13 protein-coding genes and 1 pseudogene are annotated in these 12,737 nt (G+C 66.6%); 12 read left to right on the top strand and 2 right to left on the bottom strand.

The window, feature by feature from the left end:
- Window positions 1–45: 45 nt before the first annotated feature.
- From IHQ52_RS01485 to IHQ52_RS01475, 3 genes are read left to right on the top strand one after another with little or no spacing between them, the layout of a single operon-like run.
- Window positions 46–1,020, top strand: coding sequence for an alpha/beta hydrolase (locus IHQ52_RS01485; RefSeq protein WP_191834576.1), 975 nt, complete (start codon window positions 46–48; stop codon window positions 1,018–1,020).
- Complete coding sequence (locus IHQ52_RS23565) at window positions 989–1,414, top strand: YidH family protein (RefSeq protein ID WP_096274780.1); 426 nt, start codon at window positions 989–991, stop codon at window positions 1,412–1,414. The genes IHQ52_RS01485 and IHQ52_RS23565 overlap by 32 nt, the downstream gene beginning before the upstream one ends.
- 34 nt (window positions 1,415–1,448) lie before the next feature.
- Window positions 1,449–1,742, top strand: a complete 294-nt coding sequence (locus tag IHQ52_RS01475) for a hypothetical protein (protein ID WP_191834575.1) — start codon at window positions 1,449–1,451, stop codon at window positions 1,740–1,742.
- Between the two features lie 39 nt (window positions 1,743–1,781).
- Here IHQ52_RS01475 and IHQ52_RS01470 read toward each other — a convergent pair whose 3' ends face one another.
- On the bottom strand, window positions 1,782–3,707 hold the full coding sequence (locus IHQ52_RS01470) for an ABC transporter ATP-binding protein (protein ID WP_191834574.1): 1,926 nt from the start codon (window positions 3,705–3,707) through the stop codon (window positions 1,782–1,784).
- A 200-nt stretch (window positions 3,708–3,907) separates the two neighbouring features.
- Between IHQ52_RS01470 and fgd the strand changes: the two genes are divergently transcribed.
- On the top strand, window positions 3,908–4,918 hold the full coding sequence (gene fgd, locus IHQ52_RS01465) for a glucose-6-phosphate dehydrogenase (coenzyme-F420) (protein WP_191834573.1): 1,011 nt from the start codon (window positions 3,908–3,910) through the stop codon (window positions 4,916–4,918).
- Here fgd and IHQ52_RS01460 read toward each other — a convergent pair.
- A complete protein-coding gene (locus tag IHQ52_RS01460) occupies window positions 4,915–5,934 on the bottom strand; it encodes an IS481 family transposase (RefSeq protein ID WP_096273188.1) in 1,020 nt (339 codons plus the stop codon). The genes fgd and IHQ52_RS01460 overlap by 4 nt on opposite strands.
- A gap of 320 nt (window positions 5,935–6,254) precedes the next feature.
- On the opposite strand from IHQ52_RS01460, the gene IHQ52_RS01455 reads away from it, so the two are divergent.
- The 8 genes and pseudogenes from IHQ52_RS01455 (at window position 6,255) to eutH (ending at window position 12,735) form a co-directional block, all read left to right on the top strand.
- Window positions 6,255–7,283: a DMT family transporter gene (locus IHQ52_RS01455; RefSeq protein ID WP_096274776.1), complete on the top strand. Its 1,029-nt coding sequence runs from the start codon at window positions 6,255–6,257 to the stop codon at window positions 7,281–7,283.
- A gap of 31 nt (window positions 7,284–7,314) precedes the next feature.
- Window positions 7,315–7,911: a TetR/AcrR family transcriptional regulator gene (locus IHQ52_RS01450; protein ID WP_096274775.1), complete on the top strand. Its 597-nt coding sequence runs from the start codon at window positions 7,315–7,317 to the stop codon at window positions 7,909–7,911.
- A 455-nt stretch (window positions 7,912–8,366) separates the two neighbouring features.
- Window positions 8,367–8,792: pseudogene (locus tag IHQ52_RS23725) on the top strand (flavin reductase family protein); the annotation flags it as partial.
- A gap of 394 nt (window positions 8,793–9,186) precedes the next feature.
- Window positions 9,187–10,068 (top strand): LLM class flavin-dependent oxidoreductase, encoded by an 882-nt coding sequence (locus IHQ52_RS01445; RefSeq protein ID WP_096274773.1) that lies wholly within the window; start codon window positions 9,187–9,189, stop codon window positions 10,066–10,068.
- Window positions 10,069–10,150: 82 nt separating this feature from the next.
- Window positions 10,151–10,489 carry a cupin domain-containing protein gene (locus IHQ52_RS01440; protein WP_096274772.1) on the top strand — a complete coding sequence of 113 codons (339 nt, stop codon included), beginning with the start codon at window positions 10,151–10,153 and terminating at the stop codon, window positions 10,487–10,489.
- Between the two features lie 128 nt (window positions 10,490–10,617).
- Complete coding sequence (locus IHQ52_RS01435) at window positions 10,618–11,406, top strand: SDR family NAD(P)-dependent oxidoreductase (RefSeq protein WP_096274771.1); 789 nt, start codon at window positions 10,618–10,620, stop codon at window positions 11,404–11,406.
- A gap of 67 nt (window positions 11,407–11,473) precedes the next feature.
- Complete coding sequence (locus IHQ52_RS01430; protein WP_232513162.1) at window positions 11,474–11,629, top strand: hypothetical protein; 156 nt, start codon at window positions 11,474–11,476, stop codon at window positions 11,627–11,629.
- Window positions 11,596–12,735, top strand: coding sequence for an ethanolamine utilization protein EutH (eutH, locus tag IHQ52_RS01425; protein ID WP_232513151.1), 1,140 nt, complete (start codon window positions 11,596–11,598; stop codon window positions 12,733–12,735). Before IHQ52_RS01430 ends, eutH begins: the two co-directional genes overlap by 34 nt.
- Window positions 12,736–12,737 lie beyond the last annotated feature (2 nt).

Raw genomic sequence — 12,737 nt, 5'->3', positions numbered from 1 at the left:
AGGGGTGCCGAGGGTGTAGCTTCGGCTCAGACCAGGAGGAATTCCATGCCCATCGTCCATCACCGGCGGCCGAGTCTCCTGTCATATCCTCTCTGGCTCGGATCACGCCTGTTCCTGAAGCCGATGCTCACCCTGTGGCCGGTCAACAGTGCGGGCCTCGCCGGTCTGTTCCTGATCGACCGGCTGATGGCGGTCGGACCCAAACCCCGCGGGGTCGTCCGCGAGCAGTTGACCCTCGCGGGTCGTTCCACGGAGCTGATCATGCCCGCCGGTCCGTCGCGCCGGGACAGCGACACGGCGATGCTGTACCTGCATGGCGGCGCCTTCGTCGTGTGCGGTCTCGGTACCCACCGTTCGATCGCCGCGCGGCTGGCGCGCGCCTGCGAGATCCCGGTGTTCTCACTCGAGTACCGGCAGCTGCCGAAGGCGGGGGTGGGCGCATCGGTGGCCGACACGATCGACGCGTACGCCGAACTGATCAACGAACGCCACTATCGGCGGGTCATCGTCGCCGGTGATTCGGCGGGCGGGTTCCTCGCGGCCAAGGTCGTCGAGGCCGTCGCCGAGCGCGGACTACCGGCCCCGGCGGCGCTCATCGGCTTCTCTCCGCTGCTCGACGTGGACCTGGGTACCAACCCGGACCGGTCCAGTCGCTCCGACGCCTATCTGCCGAAGTCGAAGATGGCCAAGCTGGCCCCCAAGTTCGATCGCGGTCCCGTGCCGCTGACGGGGGTGCGCCGGATCTCCGATCTCGATCCGGACGAGTTCCCGCCGACGGTCATGGTCACCGCCCAGGGCGAGATGCTGGAGCCCGACGTCATCGACCTGGTCGAGATTCTCGACCAGGCGGGGATCGAGGCCCTCGCGCACAGCTACGCTTGGCAGGTGCACGCGTTCCCGGTGCTGGCCTCGCATCACCCGGAGACCATCCACGCGATCGAGGTGACCGCGGCCTTCGCGAAACAGGCGATACGAGAGGGCAAGAGCACTGACGACCGAGAGGACCAACGGGTCGGCTGACGAAAGCCGCCCCGGCACCGAAGCAGGTGCCGTCCCCACCGCCGCGCCACCCACCGACGCCCCGCCCGGTGCGGTCGACGCGCGCTTCACCCTCGCCGCCGAACGCACGCTCCTCGCGTGGGTGCGGACCGCGATGGGGTTCATGGCGGCAGGTATGGCGATCGTCTACCTCGCCCCCGACATCGACGATCCGGTGCTCGAACTGGTCCTCGGTCTCGTCCTCGTCGCCCTGGGTTGCTCCCTCGCCGTGATCGGTGCGTGGCGCTGGCGGCGGACGATGCGAGTGCTCCAGCAGGGTGGACAGATGCCGGGCCCGGCCCAGATCCTGTTCGTCGTCACTGCGATAGTGGTGGTGGCCATCCTGATCGCGGTTGTCGTCGTGATCCAGACCTGATCGCCATCCCGACCTGTTCTACCCAGGAGTTCCCGTGAGTACCGGCCCCGACTTCTCCCGCGGCGCGCAGACGCTGTCGACGACGATGACCAGCGTCGGCGCGGCCATCCTCATCGTCTGCCTGGGCTGGTTGACCGTCGACTGGTGGCGCGACGGCCGCTGGTTCTGGGTGGCCGTCGGGATCGCCATCATCGTGGTCAACATCGTGCTGATCGTGCTGCAGATCCGCCGCCGCCGCGCAGAGCGCGCCAAGGACCCGAAGCGCCCCCGGCGTCCGCTGATCGACAACTTCGACGACCTCGACGACAACCCTCCCCCTGCTGCCTGATCCGAAGGTTCTGGTGAGCCCCCTCCGGGAAAGCCGGAGTCAGGCGCTCAGCGTCCCGCCGTCGTCCTCGCCCTCGTCGCCGTCGTCGGCGAACTGCGTGCGGTAGAGCTCGGCGTAGCGTCCGTTGCGCGCCAGCAGCGTCGGATGATCGCCACGTTCGACGACGCGTCCTGCTTCGAGCACCACGATCTGGTCCGCCGCGCGGATCGTCGACAAGCGGTGTGCGATCACGATCGAGGTCCGGCCTTCGAGGGCTTCGCCCAATGCTTCCTGAACGGCCGCCTCCGAGGTCGAATCCAGATGTGCGGTCGCCTCGTCGAGGATCACCACCGACGGCTGCGCGAGCAGTAGCCGCGCGATCGTCATCCGCTGGCGCTCACCGCCGGAGAGGCGGTATCCGCGTTCGCCGACGATGGTGTCGAGTCCGTCGGGCAACGACGCCACCAGCTCGTCGAGACGCGCCCGGCGCAGCGCGTCCCAGATCTCCTCGTCGGAGGTGTCGGGTCGAGCGAGGACGAGGTTGGCGCGGATGGTGTCGTGGAAGAGGTGGCCGTCCTGGGTGACCAGGCCGACGGTGCGATGCACCGACGCGGTCTGCAGGTCGCGGATGTCGACGCCGGAGAGCTGCACCGAGCCCTCGTCGACGTCGTACAGCCGGGTCGCGAGACTCGCGATCGTCGACTTGCCCGCACCCGAACTGCCGACAAGAGCCACCATGCTGCCCGCGGGAACATCGAGGTCGACGTGGTGCAGAACCGTCGTACCCGCCCGGTTGTCCAGCTGTGCAACCTCTTCCAGTGATGCCAGCGAGACCTTGTCGGCGGCGGGGTAGGCGAAGGAGACGTCGTCGAAGCGCACCGACACCGGGACCGGCCGGCCGCTTTCGGTGCCGGGGACCGGGCGTGCGTCCGGGGCGTCGGTGATCAGCGGTGTCAGGTCGAGGACCTCGAAGACGCGCTCGAAACTGACCAGCGCGCTCATGATCTCGACCCGTGCGTTCGCCAGCGCGGTGAGCGGGGCGTACATGCGGGTGAGGAGCAGGGCGAGCGAGACGACCGCACCCGCCGACAGATGTTCGTTCACCGCAAGCCATCCCCCGAGCCCGTAGACCAGGGCGAGCGCGAGCGCCGAGACCAGCGTCAACGCGGTGAAGAAGTAGGCCTGCAGCATCGCGCGTCGAACACCGATGTCGCGCACGCGATCCGCACGGTCGGCGAACTCGCGTGATTCCAGGTCGGGACGTCCGAACAGCTTGACCAGGGTGGCTCCGGGTGCGGAGAACCGTTCCGTCATCTGGGTGGACATCCGGGCGTTGTGCTCGGCGGCCTCACGCGACAGGGCGGCCATCCGGCGTCCCATCCGGCGCGCCGGGACCACGAAGATCGGCAGCAGCACGAGGGCGAGCAGCGTGATCTGCCAGCTGATGTAGATCATCACGCCCAGCGTCAGCGTGAGCGTCACGATGTTCGACACGACGCCCGAGAGCGTGTCGCTGAAGGCGCGTTGCGCGCCGATGACGTCGTTGTTGAGCCGGCTCACCAGGGCGCCGGTCCGGGTGCGGGTGAAGAAGGCGACCGGCATCCGCTGGACATGGTCGAAGACTGCGCGTCGCAGGTCGAGGATGAGGCCCTCGCCGATGTTCGACGACAGCCACCGCACCCCGATTCCGGCCGCCGCCTCGGCGACGGCGATCAGGGCGATCGTCACCGCGAGACCGACGATCATCGCCTCGGACCCGCTGTCGGTGATGAGGTTGACGACGCGTCCGGCGAGGAGCGGCGTGACCACCGTCAGGACCGCGGTGAACACGGACAGCACGAGGAACAGCGCTATCCGGCGGCGATGGGGTCCGGCGAACCCGCTGATCCGACGCAGCGTCGTACGCCGATCCCCCCGCAACCGCTTACCGTCCGGCGAGGTCGACGACTTGTACATCATGTCCCACGCGACCGACTCCATGCTCATGTCGCCCAGGGTAGGACTTCAAGTCAACTTGAGGTCCATTCGTCCCTTCCGGATGCGGGTGGAGGTGCACGCCGGGAGCTGGAGAGGCGTCCCGCCACCCATGCTCTAGGTTGGTAACTGAGGTCACAGACGGCGATCACGATCAGCGGATCGACCAGGGAATGTCAGGTCGGCACGGCCGACGGTTAGGGGCGAGGCTCATGGCAGAACTCAAGCTCGGTTTCAAGGCATCGGCGGAGCAGTTCGATCCGCGCGAGCTGGTGGAGATCGCGGTCGCGGCCGAGGAACACGGACTGGACTCGGTCGCGGTGAGCGACCACTTCCAGCCGTGGCGGCACAACGGCGGCCACGCTCCCTTCTCGCTCGCGTGGATGGCGGCCGTCGGCGAGCGCACCAAGCGCGTTCAGATCGGCACATCGGTCATGACCCCGACCTTCCGCTACAACCCGGCCGTCATCGCCCAGGCCTTCGCGTCGATGGGCTGCATGTACCCGGGCCGCATCATGCTCGGTGTCGGCACCGGCGAGGCGCTCAACGAATACGCCACCGGCTTCCAGGGCGAGTGGCCCGAGTTCAAGGAGCGCTTCGCCCGCCTGCGCGAGGCGATCACTCTCATGCGTGAACTGTGGACCGGCGACGAGGTCAACTTCGACGGCGAGTATTACCACACGCAGGGTGCGTACATGTATGACGTTCCGGAACAACCGATCCCGGTGTACGTTGCCGCCGGTGGTCCGGTCGTCGCCCGGTATGCGGGTCGCGCCGGGGACGGCTTCATCTGCACCTCGGGCAAGGGCGCCGAGCTCTACACCGAGAAGCTGCTGCCGGCGGTGAAGGAAGGTGCGGAGAAGGCCGAACGGGACTTCGACGCCATCGACAAGATGATCGAGATCAAGATCTCCTACGATCCCGATCCCGAACTGGCACTGGAGAACACGCGCTTCTGGGCGCCGCTGTCACTGACGCCGGAGCAGAAGCACAGCGTCAACAGCTCCACCGAGATGGAACGTCTCGCCGACGAACTGCCCATCGAGCAGGTCGCCAAGCGCTGGATCGTTGCGTCCGACCCCGACGAGGCCGTGGAGAAGGTCAAGTTCTACACCGACGCCGGTCTCAACCACCTCGTCTTCCACGCGCCGGGCCACGACCAGCGTCGGTTCCTGGAGAACTTCCAGCGCGACCTGGAACCGCGCCTGCGCAAGCTCGGCTAACTGTACTGACCCGCCAGGTTGGGTACGCGGTCGGCGGGTGAGTCGCCTCTGAGTGCGGTGTGGCCGCGTTCGTGATTGTAGATGCGCAGGAACTCGTCGAAGGCGGCCACGCGTTCGGTCTCGCTGTTGTAGGGGCGGGCGTAGGCCCATTCCTCTTGCAGTGTGCGGTTGAATCGTTCCACCTTGCCGTTGGTTTGCGGCCGGTACGGTCGTGTCCATTTGTGTTTGATCCCGTTGTCGGCCAATCGTTTCCGGAACATTCTGGACCGGTAACAGGACCCGTTGTCGGTCATCACCCGTGTGGTCGTGACGCCGATCGAGGCAAAGTGGGCCAAGGCCCGGGTCATGAACGCGGTCGCGGTTTCCTTCTTCTCATCAGCGAGGATCTCCGAATAGGCGTATCGGGAGTGATCATCGACGGCGTGGTGCAGGTAGGCGTATCCCAGGTTGGGGCGGCCATGCACGGTGCGGGGCCGGGACGGATCGCGATGGGCACTGGAATTGCGGCCGCCTCGGGCGCGGCCGTGCACGCGGTGCCCACCACCGTCGGGGATCCTGCCCAGCTTCTTGATGTCGACGTGGATCAAGTCCCCGGCAGCTTCGCGTTCATACCGGCGAACCTCACGTCGTCGTGCACGCACCGGTGCTCCGGTGGCCGGGTCGGTCCACGACAACCGCACACACTGGTACCGGGTGAGGATGCGGTGGACTGTGGACACGTTCAACCCCAGGTGGAACCCGATCCGAGCTGGTCCCCAACGGCGCGACACGCGTAACCCCACCACCCGGCGTTCCCGGCGACGGGTGGTGCGATGCGGGCATGAGCGGGGCCGGCTTGAGCGGTCAACCATCCCTGCGGGCCCGTGGTCGCGGTAGCGGTCGGCCCACCGTTTGGCCGTGGTCACCGAGACATTGAAACGGTCCGCGGCACGCCGCAGCGGCCACCCATCCTCGACAACACACCGAGCCAGACGCAGCCGGCCAGTCGGGGACAACGGTGAATTACGGTGAGACATGAAGACCTCCGGTTGAGGAGCGGTTCTTAGACAGCTCCACACCTCACTCGGAGGTCTTCCCTATGTCACGCCGACTCGCCGAACCCCGTACCTAACGTCCCGGGTCAGTACAGCTAACCCCGCTCCGCCGGCTGGGCCGCCCTCACCGGCTGAGCGGTCCCCGCTGGCTGGGCCGCCCCCGCGGGCTGAGTCGTCCTCGCGGGCTGAGTCGTCCTCGCTGGCTGAGCGGTCCTCGCTGGCTGAGCCGTCCTCGCTGGCTGAGCTTGTCGAAGCCCATGAAATCGCTTGTCCTTCAAGGCGCGATACGCGACGCTGGGACCGTGCCCCTGCTCCCGCCACGCATCCGCGTCGTCTCTCTGCCTGCGCTCGCTGCGGTGGTCACCGTGGTGTTGTGGGCGTCGGCATTCATCGGCATTCGTGCGCTGGGGGATTCGTTCTCGCCGGGGTCGATGGCGTTCGTGCGGTTGCTCGCGGCGGTCGTCCCGCTGACGGCCATCATGCTGGTGGTGCGGTTGCGGAGACGGGGCATTGTCGTCGACGACCGTCCGGTCCCCGCGTGGTTTCCACGCGGACGGGCACTGGGTCTCGTGATCGCCTACGGTGTCGCCTGGTTCGCGGGTTACACCGTGCTGCTGAACTGGGCCGAGCAGCATCTGGATGCCGGCACTGCGTCCCTGCTGGTGAACCTCGCCCCGATCCTCGTCGCGCTGGCGGCGGGAGCCTTTCTGGGAGAGGGATTTCCGCGACACCTGGTGATCGGGATGGCGATCGCCTTCGCCGGGGTCGTGCTCATCGCGGTCGGTGGTTCGGCCACCGCCGACGCACACGCCGATTGGTTCGGCATCCTGTTGGGCCTCGGTGCCGCGGTCCTCTACGCGACCGGAGTGCTCATCCAGAAGTCCGCGCTCCGCACGGTCGGCGCGCTGACCGCGACCTGGCTCGGTGCGCTCGCCGGTCTCGTCGCGACGCTCCCGTTCGCGCCGGCCGCGATCGCCGAACTCGCCGACGCGGACGCGTCGGCGGTCGCCGCGGTGATCTATCTCGGCATCGGTCCCACCGCGATCGCCTTCTCGACCTGGGCCTACGCGCTTGCGCGCACGGATGCGGGCGCGATGGCGGCGACGACGCTCGTGGTTCCCGCGATCGTCATCGTGATGTCCTGGGCGATTCTCGACGAACTCCCGACGGGTATCGGCATCATCGGCGGCGTGCTGTGCATCGGCGGGGTGGCGATCGCCCGTCGGCTGCTGCCGCGCACCCGCCGAGGCGGTGGTGTCGAGAGTGTCGCGCCGGCCGGCGTCATCGATGCGCAGGGTGCCACTGCGGTGCGCGACTCCGGAGTGCGATAATCGCAGTTCCGTCGATGTCGGGGAAGGGCTCATGAAAGCGAAGAATGCGCGGTCCGAGGCGACCCGTGCCGCTCTCATGGAAGCAGCTCTGCAGGTGATCACCGAGAGCGGCGTCAAGAGCGTGACCCACCGAAAGGTGTGCAGCGCAGCAAACCTCGCGCTGGGCACCGTGAACTATCACTACGCCGATCTCGATGAACTGCTCCTCGACGCGTTCGCCTACTACGTGGACCGCATCTCCGAGAAGTACGAGAGCGGATTCACGTTCGTCCGGAACGACGAAGATCTCGCCGACGCAGTCGTCGACATGACGCGAAAGCTTTCGGAGGACACCCAATCCGTCGTGCTCATGTGGGAGATGTACGCGCAGGGTGTCCGCGAGAAGGCCTACCGGCAGCTCATCCGGAAGTGGTCCAAGCGTGCCAAATCGGGTGTCGAGACGTACTGCTCGGCGCGAGTGGCCACCATCCTCGAAGCGGTCTGGGACGGATCGGCGGTCCAGCGCAACGTCGGTGACGCGTCCTGGTCGGACGCAGAGCTCCGCGAGGTCGTGCTCGCGATCATCCGCACCGACGAGTCGCGCGAATACCCGCAGGTGAAGACCCGTTCCGCGGGTGCGAAAGCCTGATCCCGATCGACGACGCCCCCGTAGCCATCCACCGAAAATGCACCCCGGGGATGAGCCCTCTGTAAGTCCGGCACGGACGATATGTCGCCGGCGTCCTGCTGGAGGGCGGATTACGGGGGCGGTTTTCGGGGGCGGATTTCAGCTCGGCGTGGTCGGGCTGACACGCCCTGCTCGCCGAGCTGAACGCCGGGGTCTCAAGTGTCTTACCAGGTGCATGTCCGCTCTCTGCTCACCTCCAGGTCCAACAAACGTTCAGTTGTGTCTCAATTTCGACGGTATGTGCGGGTCGGGAACTGGCTAGAATCCCGCCCCGGTTAACACCCGTGTAACCAATGAGTTCGCTTGTTACGGCGCGGAAAGCTTGAGAACTACCCGTTGGCAGCGAGGATGCTCGCCTTTGGGTTTACGTCCAACAAAGTTTCAACAAAGGTTCAGAACTCCGGAAGGGGTGGTTCATGCCAACCCAAGCGTTCGACCACGACGCGTTCAAGAAGGCCGTCGGCCAGTTCCCCAGCGGCCTCACGATCGTCACCGGTGTCGACGACGGCCGGCCGCACGGCATGACGCTCCAGTCGTTCATGTCGCTCTCGCTCGAGCCGGCGCTGATCGCCATCGCTCCTGCCCGGACCTCGACGACCTGGCCGGTGATCGCCGAAACCGGATCGTTCGCGGTCAACATCCTGTCGGAGCAGCACTCGGAGCTGGCCCGCAAGTTCGCCTCGAGCGGCGGGGACCGATTCGAATCCCTCGACTACACAACGACTTACACCGGCAATCCGATCCTCGGTGAGACGGTGACCTGGTTCGACTGCCGGATCGCGGACATTCTCGACGGCGGCGACCACGTGATCGTGCTCGGTGAGGTCCTCGAACTCGGGCAGGCGGAGGAGTCCACGCCGCGCGAGCCGATCATCTTCCATCGCAGCGGATTCCGCCGGCTCGCCGAGCCGACGCCCCCTTCCTTCCCCCAGGCCCCAGCCACCAGAACTCACCCGACGGCGCATCGCGCCGGCCGGCCATCCCGCCCTACCCACCCGGCGCCCGCCGGTCCATCGAGAAAGAGGAGATCAATGAGATTCGGAACCTTCAGCGCGCCCTACTCGCACGACTACGCCCACGGCAAGCGCACCGCCAAAGAGGTCATCGACTGGGACCTCCAGCTCGTGAAATGGGCCGAGGAATACGGTTGGGACGAGGCCTTTTTCGCCGAGCACTACACCCTCGGCGGTGAGCCGTCGCCCGCCCCCGACGCCATGATCGCCGCCGCGTCCCAGGGTGACCGAGCGGCTCACCCTGGGCGCGGCCGCACACCTGCTGCCGTACCACAACCCGGTCGCGCTGGCGCACCGGATGATGTGGCTCGACCACATGACCGGAGGCCGGTACATCGCCGGAATCGCCCCGGGCGCATACGCTTCGGATGCGCAGCTGTTCGGCACCGGTGGCGGTGCCAACAACTCGAAGATGATGGTGGAGGCACTCGACATCCTCGAGGCGATCTTCAAGCGCGAAGGCGCCTTCAAGATCGAGGGTGAGTACTTCTCGGTCGACATGCCCGCCTACGACGAGGAGATCGCCGGCCCGCACCTCAAGCCGGCTCAGGCTCAGATCCCGATCATGATCACCGGCATGTCGGAGAACTCCTCGACGATCAAGTTCGCCGGTTCCCGCGGTGCCTACCTGCTGAGCCAGCAGGTGCACGAGAAGACCTGGATCAACCACTGGGAGACCTACTCCACCGCGGCGAAGGAAGCGGGATACAACCCGTCGAAGGCCGACTGGCGCGTCTGCCGCGACATCTTCGTCGCCGACACCGACGAGGAAGCTCTCGACCTGGTCCGCAACGGCGCGATGGGCACCCTGTGGGGCAAGTACAACATCCCGACCTTCAAGGGGCTGGGGCTCGGTCCGCTGCTGACCGGCGGCCTGATCGACGAAGACGACCTGGACCTGGACTGGATGATCGAGAACTTCTTCATCATCGGTTCGCCGGACACCGTCGCCGCCCGCATCGAGGAGCTGTACAACGCCGTCGGTGGTTTCGGCACCCTGGTCAGCTTCGTCCACGAGTACACCGACAACCCGGAACCCTACCGACGCAGCTTCGAGCTCCTCGGCGCGAAGGTCGCCCCGCAGCTCGCCCACCTCAACGGCTGAGGCCCGCCGCTTCACCGACATCTGGATCGGCCCGCCGGACAACGGCCTCCGGCGGGCCGACTCATCCCGAAAGGACCATGCCTTGGGCACCATCGTCGACTCCCGTCACCTCCGCATCGCCGAGGCCGACCTCGTCGATCGGGAGCGTACCGACCCGGAGACCGGCATCATCAGCTCGCGCGTGCTGTGGACCGACGGCGGACAGTCGCACTGCATCTGGCAGATGACGCCGGGTGTGCTGCGCAACGTGGCGGGCCCCGAGTCGGTGGCTCTGGTGGCCGGTCGCGCACGGGTGACCGTCCATCCCTCCGAGGAGGTCTTCGAGATCGCCGCGGGTGACACCTTCGTCATCGACGCCGATGAGACCGCGACCTGGGAGGTCCTCGAAACCGTCCGCAAGTTCTACGTCGTCAATCGATAGCCCGGGTCACAGCGGTCCGACCCACAGGTTACGCCTCACTTCGGGGGACAAGAGAGTCCCCCTCCACAGACGGTGCTGCCGCACGCACCGCACCCATAGGATTCACGAGCACTGAAAGGTATTTCATCATGAGCAGCACCGCACCTGTCGCCAACCGCCTGGAGGGCCGCATCGCCCTGGTCACCGGCGGTGCCGGCGGTCAGGGACTCGAGCACACCCGCCGCCTCGCGCAGGAGGGTGCGATGGTCCACTTCGCCGACATCAATGCCGAGGTCGGCGCGGAGGCCGAGCGCACCCTGAAAGCCGAGGGCCTGCAGGTCGTCTTCCATCAGCTCGACGTCAGCCGCATCGAGCAGTGGCAGACGCTGGCGGCCGAGCTGGAGGCCACCGTCGGACACCTCGACATCCTGGTCAACAACGCCGGCATCCTCGCCGACATCCACCCGGCCGAGCTCTCCACCGAGGCCGCGTGGGAGAAGACGACCAACGTCAACCAGAAGTCCATCTTCCTGTCGTTCCACACGATGATCCCGCTGCTCAAGAAGAGCAAGCACGCCTCGGTGATCAACACCTCGAGCATCTTCGGCCTGGTCGGTGCGGACGGTTACCTGTCCTACGTCGCGTCCAAGGGCGCGGTGACACTCATGACCAAGTCGGCCGCCTTCAGCTACGGCAGGTTCGGCATCCGCGTGAACAGCATCCATCCGGGTTACATCGACACCCAGATGCTGCGTGACGAGTTCGCCCAGCTGGGCGAGGGCGCCGAAGAGGCCACCCTGACCACCATCCCGATGGGTCGCCTGAACGCCACCGCGGAGGAGATCTCCCCCGCGGTGGCGTTCCTGGCCTCCGATGATGCCTCGTACATCAGCGGTGCCGAACTGCTCATCGACGGCGGTCTGCTCGCGGGTCGCTGAGGCGCCGAGGACAAGGGGCCAGGCAGATGAGCGTGCAACTGAAATCACTTGAAGGGAGGTCGGCCTGATGGAACTGTTCGGCCAGATCATCGTCTACATCATGATGGCGTTCCTGCTCCTCGGGGCCGGTGCGTACATCTTCAAGCCGGGGTCGCCGCTGGCGAGGAATTCCGTGAGGGCCTCGCATCGATCGGTTCGATCTTCATCCCGGTCGGCGGCATGATGTCGATCATCCCGTTCCTCGCGGACGGGATCGACAAGTGGATCGCACCGGTGTACCGGTGGATGCACTCCGACGCCGCGGTTGCGGTGAGTTCGTTCATCCCCGCCGATCAGGGCGCCTACCAGCTGTCGCACGAGGTCGCCGGAAGTCACAACGCGTGGATCCTGGCCTTCGCGGTCGCGATGACCGCGGGAGCGACGATCGCCTTCAGCGTTCCGGTCGGCTTGGCGATGCTGCCGAAGAAGGACCACAAGTACATGGCGCTGGGGGTGATGACGGGCCTGCTCGGCATCCCGTTCGCCGCCTTCTTCATGACGCTGATCCTGTCGCAGACGGGTGTGCTGCTCCGCGAGGACGTGTCGACGGATTCGGAGGCCAGCAAGCCGTTCGACCTGCCGGTCGGCGACATCCTCCTGAACCTCATCCCGTTGGTTCTGCTGATGGTCGTTCTGGCCATGCTGCTGAAGTTCTTCCCCCGTCAGTCAATCTCGGGATTCATGGCCTTCGGGCAGCTGATCCGCGGCGTCACCGCGGCCGCACTCGCGCTGGGGATCGTCGAATACTTCACGGGTGTCTTCTCGTGGCTGTTCGGTTCATGGGGACTGGCGCCGTTCATCGCCGACGAGGAGGACCAGTTCCGAGCCCTCGAGGTCGCCGGCTATGTCGGTGTCATGCTGGCCGGTGCGTTCCCGATGGTCTACGCCATCAGGACCTGGCTCGAGAAGCCGTTGGCTGCTCTGGGCAATCGCGTCGGGGTCTCCGAGGCGGGCATGACCGGCTTCTTCGCCGGCGCGGCGAACGTCCTCGCCCTGTTCCGCGTGGTCCCGCTGATGCCGGCGCGCGACAAGGTGCTGACGATCTCGTTCGCGGTGTGCGCCGGCTTCGCGATCGGCGACTACGTCGCCTTCACCGCGAACTTCCAGCCGAACATGATCGGCGCGATGCTCGTGGGCAAGCTCCTCGGTGGTGTGGTCGCGATCGGCCTCGCACTGTGGCTCGCTGTCCCGCAGGCCGAGCGATTGGCCGCGGAAGACGAGGCCGCCGGAGTCCGGCACGCAGCGGATTCCGTCGATCCCGACGCGGGCGAATTCGCCGAGCGCGTCTGAGC

This window comes from Gordonia amicalis (assembly GCF_022059885.1).
Taxonomy (GTDB): Bacteria; Actinomycetota; Actinomycetes; order Mycobacteriales; family Mycobacteriaceae; genus Gordonia; species Gordonia amicalis.
Note: the sequence above shows the minus strand (reverse complement) of the source record. Positions and strands in the feature narration are given on the sequence as shown.

Bases quoted from the DNA above. Each gene is read 5' to 3' on its own strand.
- IHQ52_RS01485 (WP_191834576.1), top strand. From the start codon at position 46: ATGCCCATCGTCCATCACCGGCGGCCGAGTCTCCTGTCATATCCTCTC.
- IHQ52_RS01470 (WP_191834574.1), bottom strand. From the start codon at position 3,707: ATGAGCATGGAGTCGGTCGCGTGGGACATGATGTACAAGTCGTCGACC.
- fgd (WP_191834573.1), top strand. From the start codon at position 3,908: ATGGCAGAACTCAAGCTCGGTTTCAAGGCATCGGCGGAGCAGTTCGAT.
- IHQ52_RS01460 (WP_096273188.1), bottom strand. From the start codon at position 5,934: ATGTCTCACCGTAATTCACCGTTGTCCCCGACTGGCCGGCTGCGTCTG.
- IHQ52_RS01450 (WP_096274775.1), top strand. From the start codon at position 7,315: ATGAAAGCGAAGAATGCGCGGTCCGAGGCGACCCGTGCCGCTCTCATG.
- IHQ52_RS01435 (WP_096274771.1), top strand. From the start codon at position 10,618: ATGAGCAGCACCGCACCTGTCGCCAACCGCCTGGAGGGCCGCATCGCC.
- IHQ52_RS01430 (WP_232513162.1), top strand. From the start codon at position 11,474: ATGGAACTGTTCGGCCAGATCATCGTCTACATCATGATGGCGTTCCTG.